General features: G+C 37.3%; 18 protein-coding genes and 8 tRNA genes. 1 reads left to right on the top strand and 25 read right to left on the bottom strand.

The annotated features are described in order from the left end of the window. Positions 1–3 precede the first annotated feature (3 nt). The 13 genes from LC457_RS10095 to tuf form a co-directional block, all read right to left on the bottom strand. Positions 4–1,137 (bottom strand): hypothetical protein, encoded by a 1,134-nt coding sequence (locus LC457_RS10095; RefSeq protein WP_223599717.1) that lies wholly within the window; start codon positions 1,135–1,137, stop codon positions 4–6. Positions 1,138–1,269: 132 nt separating this feature from the next. Further along, complete coding sequence (locus LC457_RS10090) at positions 1,270–1,767, bottom strand: hypothetical protein (protein WP_223599716.1); 498 nt, start codon at positions 1,765–1,767, stop codon at positions 1,270–1,272. Positions 1,768–2,041: 274 nt separating this feature from the next. Continuing rightward, complete coding sequence (gene rplL, locus LC457_RS10085) at positions 2,042–2,407, bottom strand: 50S ribosomal protein L7/L12 (protein WP_007845452.1); 366 nt, start codon at positions 2,405–2,407, stop codon at positions 2,042–2,044. 46 nt (positions 2,408–2,453) lie between these two features. Further along, positions 2,454–3,041: a 50S ribosomal protein L10 gene (gene rplJ / locus LC457_RS10080; RefSeq protein ID WP_047379247.1), complete on the bottom strand. Its 588-nt coding sequence runs from the start codon at positions 3,039–3,041 to the stop codon at positions 2,454–2,456. A 17-nt stretch (positions 3,042–3,058) separates the two neighbouring features. Beyond that, positions 3,059–3,751, bottom strand: coding sequence for a 50S ribosomal protein L1 (rplA, locus tag LC457_RS10075; RefSeq protein ID WP_047099699.1), 693 nt, complete (start codon positions 3,749–3,751; stop codon positions 3,059–3,061). An 11-nt stretch (positions 3,752–3,762) separates the two neighbouring features. After that, positions 3,763–4,206, bottom strand: a complete 444-nt coding sequence (gene rplK, locus LC457_RS10070) for a 50S ribosomal protein L11 (RefSeq protein ID WP_047379251.1) — start codon at positions 4,204–4,206, stop codon at positions 3,763–3,765. A gap of 323 nt (positions 4,207–4,529) precedes the next feature. Beyond that, a complete protein-coding gene (locus LC457_RS10065) occupies positions 4,530–5,198 on the bottom strand; it encodes a hypothetical protein (RefSeq protein WP_223599715.1) in 669 nt (222 codons plus the stop codon). A gap of 6 nt (positions 5,199–5,204) precedes the next feature. After that, complete coding sequence (locus LC457_RS10060) at positions 5,205–5,852, bottom strand: hypothetical protein (RefSeq protein ID WP_223599714.1); 648 nt, start codon at positions 5,850–5,852, stop codon at positions 5,205–5,207. Between the two features lie 12 nt (positions 5,853–5,864). Continuing rightward, the gene (locus tag LC457_RS10055) at positions 5,865–6,485 is read right to left on the bottom strand and encodes a hypothetical protein (protein ID WP_223599713.1); all 621 of its coding nucleotides are present in this window, start codon (positions 6,483–6,485) and stop codon (positions 5,865–5,867) included. Between the two features lie 464 nt (positions 6,486–6,949). Then, on the bottom strand, positions 6,950–7,492 hold the full coding sequence (gene nusG / locus LC457_RS10050; RefSeq protein ID WP_223599712.1) for a transcription termination/antitermination protein NusG: 543 nt from the start codon (positions 7,490–7,492) through the stop codon (positions 6,950–6,952). Between the two features lie 19 nt (positions 7,493–7,511). Next, the gene (gene secE, locus LC457_RS10045; RefSeq protein ID WP_045501119.1) at positions 7,512–7,718 is read right to left on the bottom strand and encodes a preprotein translocase subunit SecE; all 207 of its coding nucleotides are present in this window, start codon (positions 7,716–7,718) and stop codon (positions 7,512–7,514) included. Between the two features lie 12 nt (positions 7,719–7,730). Then, a tRNA-Trp gene (locus tag LC457_RS10040) sits at positions 7,731–7,801 on the bottom strand. Between the two features lie 54 nt (positions 7,802–7,855). Further along, complete coding sequence (tuf, locus tag LC457_RS10035) at positions 7,856–9,067, bottom strand: elongation factor Tu (protein WP_034687396.1); 1,212 nt, start codon at positions 9,065–9,067, stop codon at positions 7,856–7,858. 324 nt (positions 9,068–9,391) lie between these two features. Here tuf and LC457_RS10030 point away from each other — a divergent pair, with 324 nt between their 5' ends. After that, positions 9,392–10,894: a DUF4394 domain-containing protein gene (locus LC457_RS10030; RefSeq protein WP_223599711.1), complete on the top strand. Its 1,503-nt coding sequence runs from the start codon at positions 9,392–9,394 to the stop codon at positions 10,892–10,894. An 89-nt stretch (positions 10,895–10,983) separates the two neighbouring features. On the opposite strand, the gene LC457_RS10025 is transcribed toward LC457_RS10030, so the two are convergent. The 12 genes from LC457_RS10025 to LC457_RS09970 all read right to left on the bottom strand — a co-directional run bounded on the left by LC457_RS10025 (position 10,984) and on the right by LC457_RS09970 (position 19,871). Next, complete coding sequence (locus LC457_RS10025; protein WP_223599710.1) at positions 10,984–14,082, bottom strand: efflux RND transporter permease subunit; 3,099 nt, start codon at positions 14,080–14,082, stop codon at positions 10,984–10,986. A gap of 69 nt (positions 14,083–14,151) precedes the next feature. Continuing rightward, on the bottom strand, positions 14,152–15,237 hold the full coding sequence (locus tag LC457_RS10020; RefSeq protein WP_184557673.1) for an efflux RND transporter periplasmic adaptor subunit: 1,086 nt from the start codon (positions 15,235–15,237) through the stop codon (positions 14,152–14,154). A 4-nt stretch (positions 15,238–15,241) separates the two neighbouring features. After that, positions 15,242–16,483 carry a TolC family protein gene (locus tag LC457_RS10015; RefSeq protein ID WP_223599709.1) on the bottom strand — a complete coding sequence of 414 codons (1,242 nt, stop codon included), beginning with the start codon at positions 16,481–16,483 and terminating at the stop codon, positions 15,242–15,244. A gap of 218 nt (positions 16,484–16,701) precedes the next feature. Further along, positions 16,702–18,066, bottom strand: a complete 1,365-nt coding sequence (locus tag LC457_RS10010; RefSeq protein ID WP_223599708.1) for an ATP-binding protein — start codon at positions 18,064–18,066, stop codon at positions 16,702–16,704. After that, positions 18,067–18,747 (bottom strand): response regulator transcription factor, encoded by a 681-nt coding sequence (locus LC457_RS10005; protein ID WP_047379264.1) that lies wholly within the window; start codon positions 18,745–18,747, stop codon positions 18,067–18,069. A 255-nt stretch (positions 18,748–19,002) separates the two neighbouring features. Beyond that, positions 19,003–19,074 (bottom strand) — tRNA-Thr (locus LC457_RS10000). Between the two features lie 40 nt (positions 19,075–19,114). Beyond that, a tRNA-Gly gene (locus LC457_RS09995) sits at positions 19,115–19,187 on the bottom strand. A gap of 86 nt (positions 19,188–19,273) precedes the next feature. Further along, positions 19,274–19,354: transfer RNA gene (locus LC457_RS09990), tRNA-Tyr, on the bottom strand. Positions 19,355–19,374: 20 nt separating this feature from the next. Continuing rightward, a tRNA-Thr gene (locus LC457_RS09985) sits at positions 19,375–19,448 on the bottom strand. Between the two features lie 88 nt (positions 19,449–19,536). Next, positions 19,537–19,609, bottom strand: a tRNA-Gly gene (locus LC457_RS09980). An 88-nt stretch (positions 19,610–19,697) separates the two neighbouring features. Continuing rightward, positions 19,698–19,778, bottom strand: a tRNA-Tyr gene (locus LC457_RS09975). 19 nt (positions 19,779–19,797) lie between these two features. Continuing rightward, positions 19,798–19,871, bottom strand: a tRNA-Thr gene (locus LC457_RS09970). Between the last annotated feature and the right edge of the window lie 29 nt (positions 19,872–19,900).

The following is a 19,900-nucleotide window of genomic DNA, read 5'->3' as shown; positions in this document are numbered from 1 at the left end:
GAATTAGTAAAGTGCTTTCCAGTTGGTCCCATTACAACCTTCATGTACTCTGGTGGTTGTATTATATCGGATTGCACCCTCCTCAGCGGTTGAACAAGCTGCATTAGCACCTGAAGCGATTCCTTTCATCTGAATGGCGGCACCTGTAGCCGTAGCTGCTGTAGGAGTCATATTGATTCCTAATATTGTGTCTGTACCGTTATTTTTATTGAAGAAAATGTGTTGTTTGTTGGCATAAACCATCTGTCCAGCTGCTGCCTGACCTGAAAATCCTATTGCAAAAGCTTCTGTACCAGTGGCTGTATTCGCTGAACCGACAGCAATATTGTTCAATGATGTTGTATTTCCGCTTCCGATAGCAATCCCGCCACTGTTGATATGATTGTTTCCAACTGTGAGTCCTGTGAGTCCTGTTACGGTATTAAGATTTCCAAATACTAAATTATTAGGTCCTGTAGCATTATTGCTATTCCCTATTACTTTAGCACCATTATTTGCTGTATTCCCCATTCCGATTGCAACAGCGAGAAAATTCCCCTGTGCAGAGACTGTGTTGTCTTTTCCCAATGCAATATTTGAAGAGGTACTATTGGTAAGAATATTATTGGATCCCCAGGTGAATGATGCATAAGGACCTGTTGCAGAATTGGAATTTCCACCTTGCAGGGTTCCGTTAGTATCTAATATCCCTTTTACGTTTTTCTGAGTAGCCAAAACCAAATTCTGACCGTCATTGGTACCTAAGTAATTTCCGCTGCCAATATCAGTTCCTAAGGTTGACGTCGTTGCCGTTGTACCGGCATTTCCTACCGTACGCCAGTTTCCGCTGATACTCCCCCATTTGGTACCATCAAAATAATAATACCCTGGTGAAACGACATCAATGGTCTGCCCGGAAGGTGTAGTCTCAACTGAAGTAACATATACTATAGCCCCTGTTTGAGCGGTCGTATAGCTTTTAGCTTTTAATTGTACACCTGTAAGCCTTGGAGCAATCACGCCATCAAGTTTACCAGGGTTAGAAGGTGATCCTACTATATCAAAAGTTGCCTGAGCCTGTCCGGTATTAATCCCAACCTGTGCTAATGCCGGCAAACCAAATGATAAAAGTACGATAGTAAATAATCTGTTTTTCATGTCTAATGATATTTGCTGTTTTTTATGTGTATGTGTTTTTTTTTGAAAGGACAATTCTCAGGCATTCTCATTCAAATAATAAATGAAATAACAGATAGTACTGTAAGAAAGCGCATAAGATTGTTAGAAATATTAGGAGATAAAAGAATGGATTAATTTATCAGGAATTTTAATAATAAACTTAAAGCCATCAACAAGTTTAAGAGGGTTGACACAGAACTTTCGGACTTCATTAAATGTAAGGAAAGTATATTCTTTGCAGACAGAGAATGAAAATATCCATTGAGTCCACATAGTGGCGAATCTTACATCTCTCAGTAGAAATAACTGAAGACCGCTATTATTAAAAAAAGAAAAATTGTGTTGCTTGCTATTGCTATAAAATGCAAAGGCTTTATTTTGAACAGCAGACAATTTGTTTGCAGCTGTCAAATCATTTCCTGCTTCAGACAGATGAACTGAAACATCAGCTAAGCATCGCTGCGGATGATTATTTATAGCTGTGCAATAAGGTAATTCAGTCTTACTCATTTTGCCAGCTGTAAACTTAGCGTTTAGTTTTCCTACAGCCGCCAGAAGCAATAGAAGTGTAATCTTGTGGCCGTAGGAAAGAAAATAATTTCTATCCAATTATGTTGTGTTTTTTTCGGTACAAATATAATATTTTTTTAACCAAAACAACAATTTGTTAGTAAAAAACTAAACAAAATTAACAAATTATAAAATACAAATAAAATATTATGTTAATTTTTAGTAAATGAATAATCATATTAAAATATAACAAAGAAAGAATTAATAATATTCAAATACTATTATAAAATAACATACGCATTTGCAAAGACTTACATACAAAAAAAGAGCCCGGGCAAATGCCCGGGCTCCTATATTTATAATAAAATTGAAATTATTTCAATTCTACTTCAGCACCAGCTTCTTCTAATTGCTTCTTAAGAGCTTCAGCTTCGTCTTTAGAGATACCAGTTTTGATTGGAGCAGGAGCACCATCTACGATATCTTTAGCTTCTTTAAGACCAGCACCAGTTAAATCTTTTACTAATTTAACGATAGCTAATTTAGAAGCACCTGCAGACTTAAGAATTACGTCGAATTCAGTTTTTTCTTCAGCAGCTTCACCACCACCTGCAGCAACTACTACAGCAGCAGCAGCTGGCTCAATTCCGTACTCATCCTTAAGGATAGTTGCTAATTCGTTTACGTCTTTTACTGTTAAGTTTACTAGCGTTTCAGCTAAATTTTTTAAATCTGACATTGTTGTAATGTTTTTGTTGATTATTTATTTAATTTCTTGAGTGTAATTATTCAGCACTTGTTTCTTCAGTGCTTTCTGCAGCAGCTTCAGGAGCTTCAGCAGGAGTTTCTTCAACAGCAGGAGCAGCAGCTTCTTCAGCTTTAGCTTCTACAGTTTCAGGTTTGTTTTGAAGAGCAGAAACAACTCTTTGAATTGGAGATTGAAGTAATCCGATGATTTCTCCGATCATTTCTTCTCTAGACTTGATGTTAGCAAGTGCAGATAAGTTTTCGTCTCCAACGTAGAAAGTTTCCTGAACAAAAGCAGACTTTAAAGCTGGCTTTTCTTCTTTCTTTCTGAAACCTTGGATTAATTTTGCTGGACCGTTTGCAGTCTCAGAAATCATTAATGCAGAGTTTCCTTTAAAAGTCTGGAACATTTCAGAGTAATCTACTCCTTCAATCTGCTCCATTGCTTTTTGTAAAAGTGTATTTTTTACCACTTTCACTTTGATATTTTGCTTGAAAGCCTGTCTTCTGAATTCTGAAGACTTCGCAGCGTTCAAACCGTCTAGATCTGCTACGTATACTACTTTTGCATCCTGAAGCAAGTCTTTGATCTCTTGTATTGCTACAACTTTTTGGTCTTTTGTCATTGTCTTAAGGATTTATATTAGTTAACAGATTTAGTATCGATTGCAATACCAGGGCTCATTGTAGAAGACAAATAAATGCTTTTTACATAAGTTCCTTTAGCAGCAGTTGGCTTCATTTTGATCAATGTAGAAATCAATTCCTGCGCATTTTCTTTGATCTTAGCAGCATCGAAAGATACTTTACCAATACCAGCGTGGATGATACCATACTTGTCTACTTTGAAATCAATTTTACCTGCTTTCACTTCAGTTACTGCTTTACCAATTTCCATTGTTACAGTTCCTGATTTAGGGTTCGGCATTAAACCTCTTGGACCTAATACTCTACCTAATGGACCTAATTTACCCATTACAGCTGGCATAGTAACGATAACGTCAACATCTGTCCAACCTTCTTTGATTTTTTGTAAATATTCGTCAAGACCTACATAATCAGCACCAGCAGCTTTAGCTTCTGCTTCTTTATCTGGAGTTACAAGAGCTAATACTTTAACATCTTTACCAGTACCGTGAGGAAGAGATACAACACCTCTTACCATTTGGTTTGCTTTTCTTGGGTCTACCCCTAATCTTACAGCGATATCTACAGAAGCATCAAACTTTGTAGTGTTCACTTCTTTTACAAGAGCTGAACCTTCTTCAAGGTTATAGATTCTTCCTTTTTCTACTTTGCTTAAAGCTTCCTTTTGCTTTTTAGTTAATTTTGCCATTTCTTTAAGTTTTAAGCGTTAGTTGGTTTAGTTCCTGTTACTCTTAATCCCATAGATCTAGCAGTACCTGCAACCATAGAAAGTGCAGAGTCTGTTGTAAAACAGTTAAGATCCGCCATTTTATCTTCAGCGATTTTCTTTACTTGTTCCCAAGTTACAGAACCTACTTTGTTTCTGTTTGGTTCACCAGAACCTCCCTTGATTTTAGCTGCATCCATTAACTGGATTGCTGCAGGTGGAGTTTTAATAACGAATTCAAAAGATTTGTCTTCGTATACTGTAATTACTACAGGTAAAACTTGCCCTGGCTTATCTTGGGTTCTTCCGTTAAATTGCTTACAAAACTCCATGATGTTCACACCTGCAGAACCCAATGCTGGACCTACTGGTGGAGAAGGGTTAGCTGCGCCACCTTTCACCTGAAGCTTTACCATTTTAAAGACTTTCTTAGCCATTGTTTGTTTTTTAAATTTGAATAATTAATGAGTTTGGAAGCATTTATTATTCAGCAGGTTATGCACTCACATAACAATAAACCTACTTTTTGGACTGCAAAAGTATAAAATATTTTTGAAATAGCAAACGGAAATTGCTGATTTTTAAAAAGTTTTAAAAAATAATTGAGATACAGAATTATTTTTCCAGATCCTCTTTTGCAGTGTCCTCTTTCGGGAGGAATTGAAATACATCCCACCCGATTTTAAAAAGTAAACCTTTAACCAAAAAAAGAAGAACAAACACTTGCTCTTCTTTTTTTATTTATTGATTCAAAGAATTACTAAAAACCTGATGGTTTGGTAATCGTTTGGGTAGAACCATTATTTCCGCCAAGATCAGCAGTAACATCATTGATATTTTGTTTTGTAATCAGTCTTCTGTAGGCCATCAGATAAAGATCTACCGTAAAGTTGTTATAGCTTCTTGCTGGATTGGATGAATTCACAGCAATAATTCTACTGTCTGTAAATTTTGCTCTGATATGCCACGTTCCGTTACTTTTGAAAGCAACCACATCAGGTGACCCCTGCTTGTTGTCATTAATACCGTTATCGCCATAATCAAGCATTACATTAGTGTTCCCGTCATTCAGTTTGAATGAGTAGTTATGAAGTACAACCAGAAAGTTATTTGCATCAATTTTGGTATCATAATCTGTGATTCCCGAACCTGATATTCCGGTAAGGGTAAGTTTAAGATAATTGAACAACCCACTACTTTCTAAAGCCGGATCATACAATTGCAAACCATTCTGTGAAGTTGCCAAGAAACTACCTCCCGTCATGGTAGGCTCACCCGGGTTTCTCAGATATAGGGAATTCGTGTATGTTTTTCCATTAACATCAAGTGTTTCTGTAGGATTAGCGGTGTTTATTCCTACATTTCCTTTTTGGGCATTTAAAAAGAGCCCCAGACACATAATTATTGTTATATAAATTTTTCTTTTCATAGTTTTTTATTGAAGCCCTAGAGGCGTGTTGGTTGATACTCCCGAATAAGCCGGGGAAGCAGATGCTGAAACTGAGCCATTGAAAGTTCCCCAGTCTTTAACTAGTGATTTTTCAAAAACATTCAGGGTAAGAGTCCATGTTCCATTTTGGGATGAAACGGTACCGGCTCCTTTAAAGCTTAAATTAATCGCATGGTAATTTTTACCTCCACTTGCTACCTGAGTAACTTCAGTAGAATAAGAACCAAATGATTTTGGGTTAGTCGTGGTATTAGCTGCCGACACCGCTCCTGTAAAAACAGCACCTGTAATGGCCACAACATATTTACTTACATCTAATCCTGTATTGAGGTTCACCACTTCATCCTGTCTCACATTTTTCAATACAATATTATATATATTTACAGGGGCTACATTACGGAGCGATATATCCAGCAGCTTTACTTTACCTACCGGTGAAGTATCTTTTGAACGGGTAAGAAGAAGATAGTTTCCGCTTGCCTTTGTATTTTCAGTATCTATTAAATAGGACTCTACCAGTGTTTCTCCTTCAACATCGAGAGTTCCTTTGGGTGTGCTAGTATTAATTCCAACTTGTGCATTAATGCTTAAAGCAGCAAAACCCGTAAAGAGTATCGCAATAATTTTTTTCATAAAGTATTTGTTTTATTGAATTAATGGAGCTGCAGCAGCACCCGTTGTTGAAGCATTAAGGCTTTGTGTAGAACTAAAATCTTTTGCATATGATCTGTCAAATACCAACAAATTCAGTGTCCATACTCCTGTAGGAAAAGAGCCATCCGGAGAAAACCCCTGATAATCTGCCTTAAGTTTCCATGTACCTCCTGCAGAATAAGCAAAAATCTGAGGTACCGGTGTAAGCCAATCCGCAGAAAAAGTCCTTGTAGGCTGTGTAAATCCAAAGGAAGAAATTACCACCAAAAATTTACTAGAATTGATTTTTGTGTCAAATTGGTTCACCCAATCCTTGTCTGAAGGATCACAGGTAATTTTAAATTGAATAAGATTAATTGGTGCCGGAGAATTAGGTACAAAGGAATCGTTGTACGCTGTAATTTTGTTTTCCGGAGCTGGAGATTTGATGATGAAAGTGTAATTCTCATCCGCTTTCAATTTCTCCATAGGTTGCTTGAAAACAACTCCTGATGTCTTCATTGTACCGTTCACGGTAAGTTCTTTTTCAGGATTCGCAGTATTGATACCAACCTGCGCACTCACGAGTACGGACGTACCCACAAGAATGACCATCGAAATAATTTTTGTCATTGGGTTATGTGTTTATATAAGGCTTGTGTTTTGAATAGATAATCCAAACTTTATATTTTTTTAAGTAAAAACATAAAATTTACCATACGCCTGTAAACAGTGTATGAAATAAAAAAACATAAAATTTATGGATTATTTAACAGCTTGGTTGCAAGAACTATGCCATCGGAAAATAAATTAAAGAATTGGAAGAAACTATAAAGCAATTAAATTTAAGAATTTCATTGTAGAAATCAACAAGATGTCTGTAATAAAAGACATTGACTACGCCGAATCTTCGATTTCTGACGAAGGAAAAATCTTATGTAAAGCCTTGATTCTTCATTTCACTGCGTTACATTCGGAATGACAGAGTCATAATAATAAGACAGCAGATTAATGTAAAATTGTATATAATTAATAAAGTATTATAAAAGCAAAAAGACCGCTTAATAGCAGTCTTTTTATATTTTTATAAGTAATTGTTATACTTTTTCTACTTGCATGTAGCTTAGCTCCATTGGAGTTTTTCTACCGAAGATCAATACAGAAACTTCAATTTTCTTTTTGTCTTCAAGAATCTTCTCAACTGTACCATTGAATCCGTTGAAAGGTCCATCGATTACTTTAACGTTTTCACCTACTACATAAGGAATTTCAACATCGCTTGCAAATTCTGAAAGTTCATCCATTCTTCCAAGCATTCTGTTAACCTCTGATTTTCTCATTGGAACAGGATCTCCTCCTTTAGTTAAACTTAAGAAAGAAATAACTCCGGGAATATTCTTGATAACGTGAGGAATTTCTCCCATCAGCTCAGCTTCAATCATCAAGTATCCAGGGTAGTAAGGTCTTTCTTTAGGAACTTTTTTTCCGTTTCTAATTTGAATAACCTTTTCCATAGGAATAACCACTTGAGTAACGTACTGATCAAACCCTAGACGTTTGATTTCTGTCTCAATATAGTTTTTCACTTTATTTTCCTGTCCGCTGATTGCTTTCAGCACATACCATTTCAATTCGCTCATTATGGGAAAATACTTTTAATTAATTGAACAAGTTGATTAGCATTCCAATGATGTTGCTGATTGATTTAGAAAACAATTCATCAACTCCAAAAGTAAATAATGCCAGAATCACTGTCGCAATAGTCACTACAATAGTAGATGACTGAAGGTCAGCCCACTTTGGCCATTCAACTTTATGTCTGAATTCGTTATAAGAACCTTTTAAAAAATCGACAAATGAACTCATAATTTATATTTGCACGGGCACAAGGATTCGAACCCTGATCAACGGTTTTGGAGACCGGTATCCTACCATTGGACGATGCCCGTAGATAAAAAGCTTCCGAGAGTTTCCTTTCGGAAGCTTTATTTATTTTAAGATGATTAGTCTAAGATTTCAGTAACCTGACCTGAACCAACTGTTCTACCTCCTTCTCTGATCGCAAATCTAAGACCTACGTTAAGAGCGATTGGTTGTAACAATTCTACAGTGATCTCTAAGTTATCACCAGGCATTACCATTTCTACACCTTCTGGTAAGAAGATCTCACCTGTAACGTCAGTAGTTCTTACGTAGAACTGAGGACGGTATTTGTTGTGGAATGGAGTGTGACGTCCACCTTCTTCTTTAGAAAGGATATAAACAGAAGCCTTGAATTTTTTGTGTGGCTTAACTGAATCTTTCTTAGCGATAACCATACCTCTCTTGATGTCAGTTTTTTCAATACCTCTCAACAATAGACCTACGTTATCTCCAGCTTCACCTCTATCTAGGATCTTTCTGAACATCTCAACTCCTGTAATAGTAGAAGTTAATTTCTCGTCACCCATACCTACGATATCAACTGGATCACCAGTGTTGATAACACCAGCCTCGATTCTACCAGTTGCTACAGTACCTCTACCTGTAATAGAGAATACGTCTTCGATTGGCATCAAGAATGGCTTTTCAGTATCTCTTGGTGGTTGCTCGATCCAAGTATCAACAGCATCCATCAATTCTTCAACGCTCTTGAACCACTTATCTTCTGTGTTAGCAGGAGAAGCAGTAGCTGCAGTAAGAGCACCTAGTGCAGAACCTTGAATTACTGGAGAGTTGTCTCCGTCAAATTCGTAAGTAGATAATAAGTCTCTAAGCTCCATTTCAACAAGCTCTAATAACTCTGGATCATCTACCATGTCAACTTTGTTCATGAAAACAACGATTCTTGGTACGTTTACCTGACGGCAAAGTAGGATATGTTCTCTAGTCTGAGGCATAGGACCGTCAGTTGCAGCACATACTACGATAGCTCCATCCATTTGAGCAGCACCAGTTACCATGTTCTTAACATAGTCGGCGTGACCTGGACAGTCAACGTGAGCATAGTGTCTTTTTTCAGTTTCGTATTCGATGTGAGCAGTATTGATAGTAATACCTCTTTCTTTTTCTTCTGGAGCAGAGTCAATTGCAGAGAAGTCTTTTTTCTCAGCAAGACCTTTGCTAGCTAATACAGCAGAAATAGCAGCTGTAAGAGTAGTTTTACCATGGTCAACGTGACCAATAGTACCAATGTTCAAGTGTGGTTTGTTACGATTAAACGTTTCCTTTGCCATGATTTAAAATTATTTATTTATTGTTTTTCAAATTTTCGGTGTGCAAATATAATGAATTTTTAAATACCAAAAACTTTTTATTAAAAAAACTTTCAATATTCTCATCCAGTGAAGGACAAACCTTATATTTAACGTATTGAGACTGCAAATTTACAAATTTTTCCGAATAGAAAAAATCCTTAGAAACGTTTTATTAAAAATATAAACTATCTTACTAGTTATGAATACAATATACAGATAAAAAAATACGGGCAGTGATCTCCATCCGTAAATCCAACTTTATTTTTTTCTCGTAAATACAAAATAACAACTAAAATTACTATTATGAGAAAACTATTACACATGTATTTAGCCCTGTTTGCTATTATAACATTATTTTCATGCGATAATTCGGATGAAAACAACATGCCTGAAAATATGACACCTCAAGGTCCAGATCTTATGGTATACGGAATAACCGCTATGAATGAACTTGTTTATTTTAATTCCAACAATCCTAAAACTTTCACCTCAAAAACAGCGGTAACCGGCATTGTATCAGGAGAGAAATTATTAAGCATAGATTTCAGACCTGCGACTGGAGAATTGTATGCATTATCCAATGCCAGCAAATTATATATTATCAATACTTCCAATGCTTCAGCAAGAGCGGTAAGCTCTACTGCATTTTCTCCTATGATTTCAGGAACAATAGCTTCTATTGATTTCAACCCTACCGTCGACAGGATTCGTCTGGTGAGTAATACCGGACAAAACCTTCGCTTACATCCGGAAACCGGAGCTGTTGCTGCTACTGATATCAATATTAACGGAACAGCAAACCCTTCCGTAACTGGATTAGCATATACCAACAGTAAAGCTGGTGCTTCCACTACTGCTTTATTTGACATAGATCCGGCTTTGGGAAAATTATACAAACAAGATCCACCCAACAATGGAACTTTAGTAGAGGTTGGGAGTCTGGGAACTACTTTTACAGGACAGTCTGCGTTTGATATTAGATATGATAACAGCACTGCATTATTAGCTTTCAATGATAAATTGCATGTTCTGGATCTGAATAACGGCAAAACGACTCCGATAGGAACTCTTCAACAGGCAGTCATTGATATTGCTATTCCTACAGAGCCGACAGCTTATGCGATTGACAATTCAAATAATCTTCAAATTTTCAATCCAAACAATCCTATGCCTGTTTCTAAAACAGTGACTGGTTTACAAAGCGGTGAGAATATTTTAGGAATAGATTTCAGGCCGGTCAACGGGCAATTATATGCTTTGGGAAGCTCAAGCAGAATTTATACTATCAATTTAGGGACAGGTGCTGCTACAGCGGTCGGCACTTCTCCTTTTTCAACTTTACTTTCCGGAACGGATTTCGGATTTGACTTCAATCCAACAGTTGACAGAATAAAAGTAGTGAGTAATACCGGGCAGAATATCCGACTTAATCCTAACGACGGAACAATAGCGGCCGTAGATATTACGTTAAATCCGGCAAGTCCAATGATAAGTGCTGCGGCATATACGAATAACTTTGCAGGTGCCACTTCCACTACCTTGTTTGTCATTGACCATAATACAGATAAATTATATCAGCAAAACCCTCCCAATAACGGAACTTTAGTAGAGACAGGTTCTTTAGGTATTAATATTACCAATGCTAATGGTTTTGATATTGGAAGCATGAGCCAAAAAGCCTATTTAATGGCATCGGTAGGTTCCTCTACAAAAATTTACTCTATAAATACCACAACAGGGGCTGCAACTTCAGTTTCCGACTATCCGAATACGGTAAAAGCTTTTACTATAGGATTAGGATTTTAAACTCATCATATTTTATTTCAATAATGGAGAAGCGCGGAAAACTTTGTTTTCCGCGCTTCTGACTAATATAAATGAAAGATAATCCAAATTTAAATGTGGCTGAGCTTTTTAGTTCTGTTGAATATCCAGAAAATAATTGGAAAAATAAGCAGTGTAAGCACGGTAGCTGTAATAAGCCCTCCAATAATGACAATCGCCAGAGGTTTTTGAGATTCTGAGCCGATCCCTGTAGACAATGCTGCCGGCATCAATCCGATAGAAGCCATAAGCGCAGTCATAATTACGGGTCTTGTTCTGGATTTCACTCCGTTTAATATCGCGGAGTCTATATCAAGACCGTCTTTCACATTCTGATGGAATTCTGTGATAAGAATTACCCCATTCTGAATACAAATTCCCAGGAGAGCAATCATCCCTACTCCGGCAGAGATTCCAAAATTGATTCCGGTAACGTGTAAAGCGATAATTCCTCCTATTAAAGCAAAAGGTACATTAGCCAGTACCAACAGGGAATCTTTCATATTTCCAAACAGGATAAACAACAGGAAGAAAATCATCACAATACTTACGGGTACCACCTGTGCCAATCTGTGAGAGGCTCTCTGCTGGTTTTCAAACTGTCCGGTCCATCCTACGGAATAGCCATCAGGAAGTTCAATAGTTTCCACTTTTTTCTGGGCATCGGCAATGGTGCTTCCCAAATCTCTGTCACGGATGGAGAATTTAACCCCGATATATCGTTTGATATTGTCTCTGTAAATAAATGCAGCTCCGTTGTCTTTTACAATGGTACTTATTTCTTTTAAAGGGATCTTTGCTCCGTCCTGGGTAGGAACCATCAAAGCGGCAATATCGTTTTCACTGGTCCTGTATTCCTGTGAATAACGCAGACGGATCGGGAATTTTCTTTCACCATCAAACATTTCTGAAGCGGTTTTCCCTCCAAAAGCCATTTCCAATACGGCCTGTGCATCTGCCGGCATTACTCCATAAGCAGCCATTTTATCTCTGTCCAGCACAACGCTTACTTCCGGCTGACCGATATTTTTAATAATTCCGGGGTCTTTTACCCCTTGTACATCCTTAATTTTTAATAAAACTTCATTCGCTATTTTATCCAGAGTTTCCAGATTATCACCATAGATTTTAATTCCGTTTTCTGCTTTAAAACCTGCTACTGCTTCTGCCACATTATCTGAAATCGGCTGGGAATAATTGAAAGTAATTCCCTGATAACTTCTGAGCTTTTTATCAATTTCATTAATCAATTCATCATAGGTGATCTTACGCTTCCATTCTTCTCTTGGCTTAAGGTTAACAGCAAACTGTACGAATCCAAATCCATTGGGGTCTGTTCCGTCATTACTTCTCCCCGTCTGTGCCAGAACATCTGTGACTTCTGAAAAGCTCATAATGTCTTTCTTTAAAAGGTCTGCTGTTTTCAGAGATTCTTTTAATGATGAACTCATCGGCATTTCGGCAGTGATCCACAATGAACCTTCGTTCAACTGCGGCAGGAATTCTGTTCCTAAAAATTTACCGGAAAATAAAGTGAGTGCCAGGAAAGATATGGCAACAATCATGCTCGTTTTTTTATGCTTAAATGTTAAATTAAAGCCTTTCAAAACGATTCTATCCCAGAAATTAACAAACGGATTATTTTTTTCTCTTACATTTTTATTTAAAAGGATATGTGAAAGAACAGGAACCAGCGTTAATGTAAATATTAATGCTCCAATTAATGCAAATCCCAGTGTAAAAGCCAAAGGAGAAAACATCTTCCCTTCCACTTTCTGAAATGAGAAAATAGGAATCAGGGAAGTAATGATGATTAATTTTGAAAAGAAGATTGCTTTTCCCAATCCGGTCCCGGTCTGTTTGATCCAGCCTCCTTTTGCGAGTTTGTTAAACTTCTCTGTTCCATATTTGTGCGCCTTATGATCAAGCATTACAAAGAGTCCTTCTACCATGACGACGGCTCCGTCTATGATGATCCCGAAGTCCACGGCTCCTAATGAAAGCAGGTTAGCACTCATTCCGGCTAACTTTAAGCATAAAAATGCAAAGAGTAAGGATAGAGGAATAATGATGGAAACAATCAGCGTTGTTCTCCAGTCGGCCATAAAGATTAAAACGATTACCGTTACCAGCACAATTCCTTCAATAAGGTTGTGCATTACAGTGTGGGTGGTAAAATCCATCAGATTGTCACGGTCGTAGAAAGTAACCATTTTGACATCTTTTGGAAGTATTTTTTCGTTAAGCTCTTTAATTTTAGCCTTCACTCCTACCAAAACCTCTCTTGGATTTTCTCCTTTTCTCATGACAACAATTCCTTCTACCGTATCGTCATGATGATTCAGGGCAGCCTGTCCTACTCTGGGCATTGAACTTTCATGAACCTCAGCAACATTTTTTACCAAAACAGGGTTTCCGCTGTCATTCTGAATGGTAATATTTCCGATATCGGCCACAGATTTCACCAAACCAATCCCTCTTACAACGTAAGCCTGACCGTTTTTTTCAATAACATCTCCTCCTACATTCAGGTTACTTTTGGTGACAGCATCATATACCTGAAGCGGCGTCAGATTATATTTATCCAATGCTCTCGGATCAATACTTAATTCAAAAACTTTATCCTGGCCTCCGAAAACGTTGATATCAGCTACTCCGGGAACCCCTCTTAATGCACGGTCTATGACCCAATTTTGAAGGGTAAGCAACGCTCTTGAATCTTTTGTTTTACTTTCCAGCGTATATCTGAAAATCTCCCCGGTTGGCCCGTAGGGTGGCTGTACTTCTGGATCTACCTCATCAGGAAGGCTAATGGTTCTTAATTGGTTATTGACCTGATTTCTGGCAAAAGTATCGTCCACCCCATCGTCAAACAGAATTTTAACAATGGAAAGACCAAACATGGTGGTACTTCTCACACTTGTTTTTTTCTGAACCGGGCTCATCGCCAATTCTATGGGGGTAGTGACAAAACGTTCTACTTCTTCTGCACTGCGCCCATTCCATTGGGTAATGATGACAATCTGGGTATTGGTAACATCCGGAAAAGCTTCAATAGGCATATTTTTGAAACTTATAAATCCGGAGATGGCTAAAATCGCTACCCAGATAAAGGTAAATGCTTTATTTTTTAATGAAAAAGCGATTATATTTTTTATGAATTTATTCATGATAGATAAATTGATGACCTAAAAAAGCCGTTAAAGAAAAACATCAATATTCTTAAGGATTTAATAAGACTAGCTGTTCAGTGAACGGTATATCAGCAGCTGGTTGTTGGTAATCACTTCTTCTCCTTCTTTCAGGCCGTCTGCTATATAAGTGACATCCCCTACTTGTTTTAATACTTTAATTTCTCTCACCTTCACATCTGTTCTTGATTTAAAAATCACTACAAAGCTCTTGTTATCATCAAAAATCACTGCTTTGGACGGAACAGTCAGCATCGTATTGCTCTCCAGGCTGGAAACCTTTATTGTTGCTTTACTGTCCGGAATGAGAAGTCCATTGGCATTATCCAATACCACTCTGGCCTGCATAGCATTGGTCTGTGGATCAATAATCTTGAATATTTTATCAATTTTCCCGTCAAAAACTTTATCCGGGTAAGAAAGAGTAGATACCTGCGCTTTCATTCCAAGGCTTATTTTATCAATATCCGATTCGTTGACATTCATTATTGCCCAAACGTTGGTTGTATTGGCAACATCAAAGATATTATCACTCCTGTCACTTCTCAGCTGCATATCTTTATTGATACTTTTCTGAACAATATAACCGTTGATGGGTGCTACTACACTGTATATATTCCCGGTTTTTACATTATAAACCGTACTTACTGCTGCAGCTCTCTGCAACTGGTCTTCGGCTTTTTGTAACTGGCTTTTTGCTTCCAGCACGTCTCTTTCTGTATTTAATTTTCCTTCGTAGAGTTCCTTCGCAACACGAAGATTATTTTTCGCCACTACCAGATCTGTTTTTGCATCGCTTACATCTTTTTGAATTTCTGCAAGCTCGGTACTTCTGATGGTTGCCAGCACCTGCCCTTTTTTTACATAGTCGCCCAGCTCTACATTTACACTCATCACATTTCCTCCTACCAGCGGATAAACATCTATATAACTGTTTTTGTCTGCTGAGATCTTTCCGTAAAAGCTGTATTCATCTTCTATATTCTTTTTTTCAACTTTTGCCAGGGAAATAGAATTCAGCATTGTATTGCTCAGCTCGAATCCTTTTTTGGCGTGATTGGTTTTCTCTTCCTCTTTTTTTGAACAGGCCAATAATGAAAGGGCCATCAATACGGGGATAATATATGTTTTCATGGTTTTAATAGAAGATTTTAGTTTGTACGAGTTGATTAAGCTGCTCTGCTGACTGCATGATCTCATTTTTCATATCATAGATCTGTAGGGCTGTTTCCCTGTAGCTGTCCATAAAGTCTGTGAATTCAATCAGGTTGACATTTCCTTTTCTGAAATTATTCAGCATTCCGTTGTATACGAGGTCCATATTCTGCAGATCTGTAGTTTTGATGTCCAGAAGCTGATCATACTGTGCTTTCCAGGTTTTATAAGCAGACTGCACTTTCGTCTCCAGGGTCATTTTTTGAAAGTCAGCATTTTTCTGATTCTGTTGAATAGCATAGTTTGCTTTTACCACGTTCCCCTGATTCGCTTTCCATAAAGGCAAAGGAATTCCTAAGGTAAGATTCGCTTCATTATTAAAAGTTCCGCCTGCCTGATCCCATGCAGCGCCTACTGTCACATCCGGCACATTCAAAGATTTCTGCCATTGTGCATATAGCTTACTGTTGTCAATAAGTTTCAGATTGTAACGGTAATCAGCATTATTTTCCAACGCTTTGCTTTTCAGTTCTTCTTCATCACCGAATGGCTGTGCTGCCAGTGATTCTTTAGCTTCAGCTTCAGACATCGTTGGTTCTATTTCTTCCGAAACTCCCGTTAAAACTTTCAGGTTCTGTTCAAAATCCAGAATATTTTTATTGATCTCAAGTTTATCATGATTCAGCTGGATTACAATACTCTGTAACCTTACTGCATCTTTAAGGGAAACATTCCCTTTTGCAGACTGCACACGATAAGCATTTAAAAGATCATTCATGTAGCCTAACTGCTTATTGGTATTCTCCAGTTTTAGTTTTTCGTAATAAAGGTTGAAATAGGCGGAACGAAGCTGAGATCTTAAATCCGCCAGCAATTGGGAAAACTGAAGCTGGGCAAGTTCTTTATTGGATTTGGCAAAAGCAATTTCGTTTTTCTTTTTCCCACCCATGTAAATCAATTGAGTAATTCCTGCTCCTTTTGAGTGTCCCACATCAAAAACCTTTTTATCCTGGGGATTGTAAGCATTGAATTGCCCGCTTAGTTGTGGTAGTTCCCAGATTTTAGCCTGCAGAATATCTGCATCAGCCATATTGATGTTGTATTGTTCGGCGAGCAGCTGGAGGTTGTTCTTCTGAAAGGCTTCTTCGCAATCCAAAAGAGACATCTGCTGTTGTGCTGCCATGAATGAGGAAACGGCGAGACACAGCACTGCAATTCTGTTCATTGTTTTTCTTTTTAAATTACAAAATTGCTTTGATGCTATTAAAAGAAACTTAAATGACGCTTAAAAAAATATTAAAATCTCCTTCTACAGGACGTTTCAAACAAAAAAATAACAGTTGAAAAGGTATTTTATTCTCCAAGAGTTGAATTTTTTATTAAAAATTTAATCCGGGGTTTAACAAAAAAGCAACTGATTTTGAGGTCAGTTGCTTTTGAATATTATTTCTTAAAAATTAAAGTAAATTTATTAATATATTCCTGAGGAGAGGAGTATATGATATCGGCATCATGGTATTCCAAAATTCTTTTGACAATCCTAAGACCTAGGCCCGATCCTGCAATATTCTGGGCATTATTCCCTCTTGTGAAAGCTTCAAACAGTTTAGCCTGCTCATCTTCAGAAATAGTATTTCCATGAGAAAGAACTTCTACAGAAAGGTTATCATTCGTTTCGGTAATCAAGACATTCACTTCTGAATTATCAGAATATACCGCTGCATTTTTAAAGAGATTAATAAAGACGATAACCAATAACGATTGAATTCCTTTTATCATGAGAAAAGCATTCTCGGAACTGTCTTCATTAATAAGAAAGTCTAGCTTAAGTTGTGGATAACTTTTCTCTACTGCCTCAAAAGCCTCAAAGATAACTTCATCAATTCTTACCTCCTCATAAATACTCTGAATATTTTCTTTATCAAATTTTGTAAGCAGCAAAAGTGAATTCGTCAAATCCGACAACTGGTATACATCCCGTTGAATCTGTTGTAAAGAAGACAAGGTTTCCGGAGAATGCTCTTCAAATTTTATGAGGTTCTCCAACTGAAATGCCATTCTTGTAATTGGTGTTCTTATCTCATGGGAAGCACTAGCGGTAAAATCCTTTTGTGACTGAAATACATCATCCAGCCTTCCGATCATTGTATTAAATGATTTTGCCAGTACACTGACTTCATCATTAGACTGCTCCACAGGAATCTGTTTTGTAAGTTTATGGGCCGTGACTTCAGAAATCTCTTTGTTCAGATCTTCCAGCGGACGCAGAAACTTTTCCACAAAATAATAACTAAAAAAGCCAATAAGAAGGGTACTCATAGCATAAGCTGTGATCAAAAGATATTTCAGAAACCCCAGTTTTGATTTTCCGTTGGTATCAAAGGCACTCGTAAGAATATAATAGTCTTCACCATTAATTGTCCTGAGCGCGGCATAGATCTCCGGAACTGTTCTTTCCGTATAGATAATCTTTTTCTTATCCAGTTCTTTAAGCATCGCACTGTCCCAGGTGACATTCCGGTCCTTGATGGTGCTGTAGATCAGTTCTTTTTTTTCGTTGAAAATTAAAATCTTTTCATTCAAAAGAATATTATCTGAATTTTCATTGAAAAAAACCGGTGCTTCCTCCTCAAAGTCTTTGGATTTTGAAATGAAATGAGATGTAAATTCAAGTCGTTGTCTGAAACGTTCTTTAAATTCATCTCTCCTGAAATCGTTAAAAGATAAATAAATGACCGCCATCACCATTCCAAAAAGTAATGAAAAGGCGATACTGATCGTTAAAGCTATCTTTCTTTTTAAAGACATTTATAGTGGGCTAAGGTAATATCCGAAACCTGAACGGGTATGGATCAGTTTTATTTTAAAATCTTTATCAATTTTTTTTCTGAGGAAATTAATATAAACTTCTACCGTATTGGTATTCGTATTAAAATTATGTTCCCATACATGTTCTGTAATCTGCTGTTTGGAAACCGTTCTTCCTTGTGCTTCCGCAAGATAAACCAGCAGCTGAAATTCTTTTAATGTAAGGGTGATTTCATTTCCTCCACGATACACCTTCTGTTCGGTTTTGTTAATGATAAGATCATCAATTCTGAGAATATCCTGATCCGAATTATCGGAAGGTGCTTTTCTTCTCAGCAGCGAGTTCATTCTTAAAAGAAGTTCTTCAAACTGAAAAGGCTTTACCAGATAATCATCGGCCAGCCTGGTGAAGGCATCCTTTTTATCAGAGATATCTCCATAGGCAGAAATGATAATGATTGGCGTATTCTTATCAAAAGAACGGATGGTCTGGCAGACGTCAAGTCCATTTATTTTAGGAACATTAATGTCAAGCAAATACAGTTCGTAAGTATTATTTTTTATCTGGCGGAGAAAAGTTTCCCCGTCATAGATTTTATCACAGTTAAAATTATTTGATTCTAAAAATCGGCAAAGTTCTGCAGACAGAATGAGATCATCTTCTAATAAAAGAATATTCATCAAAAATTTATTTTACACGAATTTAACGAAAATTTTATGATTGTGATTCTAAAGATAAAGTAAAAGTTTTCGGGGAACTTCTATATTTTATTATTAATAGATAAAAGTAGCCTTGAAAAATTGGGTATAATCAGTTTTATTGTTTTGTTTAAGCAGGTGTTTAACGATAAAACTCCTTCAGTGATAAAATCACATCATGTTGTATTCAAAAAATTAGAGCAAAAAAAAATCCCGAAGAAATTCGGGAAAATCGAGAGCCAACTACGGGACTTGAACCCGTGACCTCTTCCTTACCAAGGAAGCACTCTACCGCTGAGCTAAGTCGGCATTAACTAAAAAAATCACACTGAGTAGCGTGATTTTTTTGAGCGGAAGACGGGGGTCGAACCCGCGACATTCAGCTTGGAAGGCTGACGCTCTACCAACTGAGCTACTTCCGCAATTTTGTTTCCAAAATTATTGGTAAACGCTGTGCAAAATTAAGAAAACTTATTTAATTTTGCAAGTTTTTTAATAATATAAAATGTGGGGAGAGCAGGATTCGAACCTACGAAGCCGAAGCAACTGAGTTACAGTCAGTCCCATTTAGCCACTCTGGAATCTCCCCAGATATTTTATATTAAAATGAGCCTCCAGAGGGATTCGAACCCACGACCCCGAGATTACAAATCACGTGCTCTGGCCAACTGAGCTATGGAGGCATTTTAATAAAAGACTGAAAGTGATTGAGAGAATCTACTCTACACATTTCAGTGTTAAAAAAAATACTCTTATTGAGGTATTTTTTTGAGCGGAAGACGGGGGTCGAACCCGCGACATTCAGCTTGGAAGGCTGACGCTCTACCAACTGAGCTACTTCCGCAATTTTGTTTCCAAAACTATTGGTAAACGCTGTGCAAAACTAAGAAAACTTATTTAATCCTGCAAGTTTTTTTTATAAAAATATAAAGTGGGGAGAGCAGGATTCGAACCTACGAAGCCGAAGCAACTGAGTTACAGTCAGTCCCATTTAGCCACTCTGGAATCTCCCCAAAAAGTTTATATTTTATGAGCCTCCAGAGGGATTCGAACCCACGACCCCGAGATTACAAATCACGTGCTCTGGCCAACTGAGCTATGGAGGCAAATATAAAAAAGAATTCAAAAGATCGCT

This window comes from Chryseobacterium sp. GVT01B (assembly GCF_019970045.1).
In the GTDB taxonomy this organism is placed as follows: domain Bacteria; phylum Bacteroidota; class Bacteroidia; order Flavobacteriales; family Weeksellaceae; genus Chryseobacterium.
Note: the sequence above shows the minus strand (reverse complement) of the source record. Positions and strands in the feature narration are given on the sequence as shown.

Bases quoted from the DNA above. Each gene is read 5' to 3' on its own strand.
- rplJ (WP_047379247.1), bottom strand. From the start codon at position 3,041: ATGACAAAAGACCAAAAAGTTGTAGCAATACAAGAGATCAAAGACTTG.
- LC457_RS10005 (WP_047379264.1), bottom strand. From the start codon at position 18,747: ATGAATATTCTTTTATTAGAAGATGATCTCATTCTGTCTGCAGAACTT.
- LC457_RS10015 (WP_223599709.1), bottom strand. From the start codon at position 16,483: ATGAACAGAATTGCAGTGCTGTGTCTCGCCGTTTCCTCATTCATGGCA.
- LC457_RS10025 (WP_223599710.1), bottom strand. From the start codon at position 14,082: ATGAATAAATTCATAAAAAATATAATCGCTTTTTCATTAAAAAATAAA.
- rplA (WP_047099699.1), bottom strand. From the start codon at position 3,751: ATGGCAAAATTAACTAAAAAGCAAAAGGAAGCTTTAAGCAAAGTAGAA.
- nusG (WP_223599712.1), bottom strand. From the start codon at position 7,492: ATGAGCGAATTGAAATGGTATGTGCTGAAAGCAATCAGCGGACAGGAA.
- rplK (WP_047379251.1), bottom strand. From the start codon at position 4,206: ATGGCTAAGAAAGTCTTTAAAATGGTAAAGCTTCAGGTGAAAGGTGGC.
- secE (WP_045501119.1), bottom strand. From the start codon at position 7,718: ATGAGTTCATTTGTCGATTTTTTAAAAGGTTCTTATAACGAATTCAGA.
- LC457_RS10010 (WP_223599708.1), bottom strand. From the start codon at position 18,066: ATGTCTTTAAAAAGAAAGATAGCTTTAACGATCAGTATCGCCTTTTCA.
- LC457_RS10020 (WP_184557673.1), bottom strand. From the start codon at position 15,237: ATGAAAACATATATTATCCCCGTATTGATGGCCCTTTCATTATTGGCC.
- LC457_RS10030 (WP_223599711.1), top strand. From the start codon at position 9,392: ATGAGAAAACTATTACACATGTATTTAGCCCTGTTTGCTATTATAACA.
- LC457_RS10095 (WP_223599717.1), bottom strand. From the start codon at position 1,137: ATGAAAAACAGATTATTTACTATCGTACTTTTATCATTTGGTTTGCCG.
- LC457_RS10065 (WP_223599715.1), bottom strand. From the start codon at position 5,198: ATGAAAAGAAAAATTTATATAACAATAATTATGTGTCTGGGGCTCTTT.
- tuf (WP_034687396.1), bottom strand. From the start codon at position 9,067: ATGGCAAAGGAAACGTTTAATCGTAACAAACCACACTTGAACATTGGT.
- LC457_RS10055 (WP_223599713.1), bottom strand. From the start codon at position 6,485: ATGACAAAAATTATTTCGATGGTCATTCTTGTGGGTACGTCCGTACTC.
- LC457_RS10060 (WP_223599714.1), bottom strand. From the start codon at position 5,852: ATGAAAAAAATTATTGCGATACTCTTTACGGGTTTTGCTGCTTTAAGC.
- rplL (WP_007845452.1), bottom strand. From the start codon at position 2,407: ATGTCAGATTTAAAAAATTTAGCTGAAACGCTAGTAAACTTAACAGTA.